This window comes from Halorubrum sp. SP9, assembly GCF_005435015.1.
Lineage (GTDB): Archaea > Halobacteriota > Halobacteria > Halobacteriales > Haloferacaceae > Halorubrum > Halorubrum sodomense.
Window position 1 is genome coordinate 1,573 of sequence record NZ_SGXU01000060.1, and the last position, 3,140, is coordinate 4,712.

The following is a 3,140-nucleotide window of genomic DNA, read 5'->3' on the forward strand; positions in this document are numbered from 1 at the left end:
ACGGCGGCATTCTTGACCAATTCCACTTCTTCTAGCACCTCCTGTGCCCTAACATCCGATATCGTGAGTAAATACCGATCTCTTGGTAGGTATTCCGTGTTAGCCCTAATTTCTAAGATTCCACCATCCGAGAGGGCTTCGTTGGTACGTAGATTTAGTACTCTTGAACCAGTGTCAAATGTTGAATGTTTGGTACCCCTAACACCTGAATATAGAGGTCCTTCCGATTCGAAATAGATTGGTAAATCCCCACAGGCATTTGGAACGACAAATGTAATCTTTGCGCGGCCTACCAGTCCACTCTCTTCAGAATATATACGGACTAAATCCCTGTTAGAACTGTCTTCATCAGATTCGTCTTCTTCTCCATCTATCAGGGGATCTATCCCAATACTAATTCCGTTTCCAAATCCACCATTTCCAGAGCCATCATTGCCCTCTCCCCAGGAGCCACCGTCAGTAATAGCTGGTGTCTTTATCGAGATCGATTCGACAGGTGCCATTATTTATTAATAACCTCTCTTTCAAATATCTGGGTGATGAATTCTGTATCATCATTGATTTCACCTTTTTCTCCCTGGTTCTGTATGTTAAGGGAGTCATCGGCGTATGTAACCAATATATTCTGTTTATTTCTTTCAAATACGATGTCTGCTCTCTCTACAATATATTCACCCGCTATGTCTGCGAGATTAAGATCGTCAATCTCGCTATGCGAACGTATCTCTCCGTTATACAGAACCTCGACTTCCAACACCTCATCAGCTTCTTTTATGAAATTCCAGATAGCTTGTCTAGTGGGAAACAGACCGGGGTAGATGTCGACATTTTCAGGTAGAATTTTCCCCAGTTTTTGTATGATCTCTCCACTGGATGGCGTATCCGACTCTGTACTCACTAGTATGATGTCGGATCCACTTCGATAGGAAAGTTCTCCGGAGTATTCCCTCTTCACAGACTCATCAAAGGGATTCGTTGTTTCGTATTTGAATTGAGCTTTGAGAATTTGCTGATCGCTATATGGATATTCTTCGAACAGCGGGACAACATCAGTTACCTCGACCGAGGTAATAACGAGTTGTCCGTTCGACAAGCCCGGTAGGGATGACTCCCACTGAGAAAGATCCGAGCTAGCTTTACGGACACTGACCATATCTACGTATTACAATAGGGATATATGGGTCTTTTTACCTCACCATCATATTCCGACGTTCCACTCAGACGGCGGTTCATCACGCAAGTTCGCAAAGCGACGCAGTAGTGTATCCGGGATCGTATCGATCCTCACTCCTTGGTTGATACACTCTTCGTAGATACCTTCGAAAAACTCGAAGGGGGGATACTTGTCCACAGGATCGAGGGACTCCCAGTGTTCATACAGCTCGACTAGTTCTCTAACGAATCTTATGGCGAGGGCTACGCGAAGAGTATCGTTCGTGGTCTCACTGATCGCTCCCTTCGACGCTTTGACGTGTATCTTCGTTTTCTCTATTTTAGCGGCTATCTGTACCCCGTCCATCGTGAAGAAGCCCTCAAGCATCGAGACGCTCTTTTGCCGTAGAATTCCGATAAGGAGAGGGGTTGACTGTCCTAAGTTCTGCGAGTCGCTAACGATGTTACTGCGACCAAAGTAATCCTCACGACCTTTCGCTTCAGAGTCGGTCAGCTTCCGGATGCCAAGACTCGAAGTAGGGTCATCATCGGTGCGATATTTGTAAAAGAGCCACAGCAGAAAGTCCGCGTCAAATTGAATTTCTCGAAGTAGTACTCCAGTAGACAGGACTCGCTGTAGCCGTTCCTTCGCCGACTCCATTTCACCCTTTTGACCCCGCAACGCAATGAACTCCGGATGTACCCAGTAAGCGTCTACGTCGTTGATAGTCGGTATTTGTACTATTTGACGTTCGCCGTTGACTTCGGCTTCTTTTTCAATGAAGGTTTCATACTGGTAGCGGATCCCGAGTAAGTCATCGGCGAGTGCTTCCAATTCCTCGTCAACCTCTTCGTCATCGCGTATATAGTCTCGAATGCTCAGTAGCTCAAACCCGTCTCCAGGTTGGCTGAATGACCCGGGCTCGAACTCGGGTAGATCATCGTGGATCTCGGACTCGACAGTAGTTACCGAATCGTCTGAATAGATGTTAGAATTGTCTTCGAACTCCAGAACGGAATTGAATATCAGATAGCCGCTATAGCTAAATTCGTTTTCCTCTGGCATGGATTATTATTCGAAGTGATGTGTCTGTATGGTATAAATTTTATCCATCTTATTATTTGTTCAGATGGATAATCTCGTCAATGACATACTCAGCAAAGTCAGTTGATTCGTAATTACTCGGCTGGTATACGTCGATGTATCCACTTTCAGTTAGACTCACCTTCACCTTCTCTTCTCCCCTCCGGTGATTTACACCTACTTGGTTCTTGTTCGAGGTCTTTAGCGTGTTCCCAATGTGGGCGTCACTAAGTACATTTTCACCGTATACTACGCCCTTTTCCGCTTCACTACCAACCCCATAGAACCCGACCTGCCAAGGTGTACTCTCACTGTGTTCCGACAGGAACTCAGCCAAGTCGAACTCTGCCCTCTCAACGGACTCTAGTCCGACAATGTCTCTCAACATGTCGAAGAGGAATACGCCGGAGCCACTGTCGACCACTACAAATTCACCGGGTACAAAGACGAATTCCGTATATTTTGTCTGACGTTGACCCTCCTCGATAACCGCGATCTCGCCCTGATCGGTTATCTGTACGGTCTCTTCCTGAACAATCGACTGAACGGCTGCGCGGCCTGTCTGGACTGTGAATCCACTTCCCACATTATCGTGTGTCTGGGTTACCTCAATACACTCGGTTAATGGCGTACCATCCTGCTCGACGGTACGGTGATACGACTCCACCTGCCGTGGTTTACCCTTGACGATTCCGATTACACCCGACTTCATGATATCTAAATAAACAACGAAGATGAAAAACCCTAGCTATTCGTTAATTGAAACCGCTTGTTTCTCGCTCGAACATTTCAGTCGTTCTGTGATCTGAATTTCCACGTAATCGCCGCTCCCTGTGCCTGTATTGGGTGCTGTAGCCCGTCGAACTCCGCAACCCCACAGACGTCGACGTCAATATCAAACCAG

At 46.5% G+C, this 3,140-nt stretch carries 4 protein-coding genes; all 4 read right to left on the minus strand.

Annotated features, from left to right (window positions below; translation table 11 throughout):
- A partial coding sequence (locus EXE45_RS16125; protein WP_199233651.1) for a hypothetical protein occupies positions 1–503 on the minus strand: 503 nt, incomplete at its 3' end.
- Positions 503–1,153 carry a hypothetical protein gene (locus EXE45_RS16130; protein ID WP_137694919.1) on the minus strand — a complete coding sequence of 217 codons (651 nt, stop codon included), beginning with the start codon at positions 1,151–1,153 and terminating at the stop codon, positions 503–505. The genes EXE45_RS16125 and EXE45_RS16130, both read right to left, overlap by 1 nt.
- Before the next feature lie 45 nt (positions 1,154–1,198).
- Positions 1,199–2,218 (minus strand): hypothetical protein, encoded by a 1,020-nt coding sequence (locus tag EXE45_RS16135; protein ID WP_137694920.1) that lies wholly within the window; start codon positions 2,216–2,218, stop codon positions 1,199–1,201.
- Positions 2,219–2,270: 52 nt separating this feature from the next.
- On the minus strand, positions 2,271–2,948 hold the full coding sequence (locus tag EXE45_RS16140) for a hypothetical protein (RefSeq protein WP_137694921.1): 678 nt from the start codon (positions 2,946–2,948) through the stop codon (positions 2,271–2,273).
- Between the last annotated feature and the right edge of the window lie 192 nt (positions 2,949–3,140).

Coding starts and splice junctions, on each gene's coding strand:
- EXE45_RS16130 (WP_137694919.1), bottom strand. CDS start 1,153: ATGGTCAGTGTCCGTAAAGCTAGCTCGGATCTTTCTCAGTGGGAGTCA.
- EXE45_RS16135 (WP_137694920.1), bottom strand. CDS start 2,218: ATGCCAGAGGAAAACGAATTTAGCTATAGCGGCTATCTGATATTCAAT.
- EXE45_RS16140 (WP_137694921.1), bottom strand. CDS start 2,948: ATGAAGTCGGGTGTAATCGGAATCGTCAAGGGTAAACCACGGCAGGTG.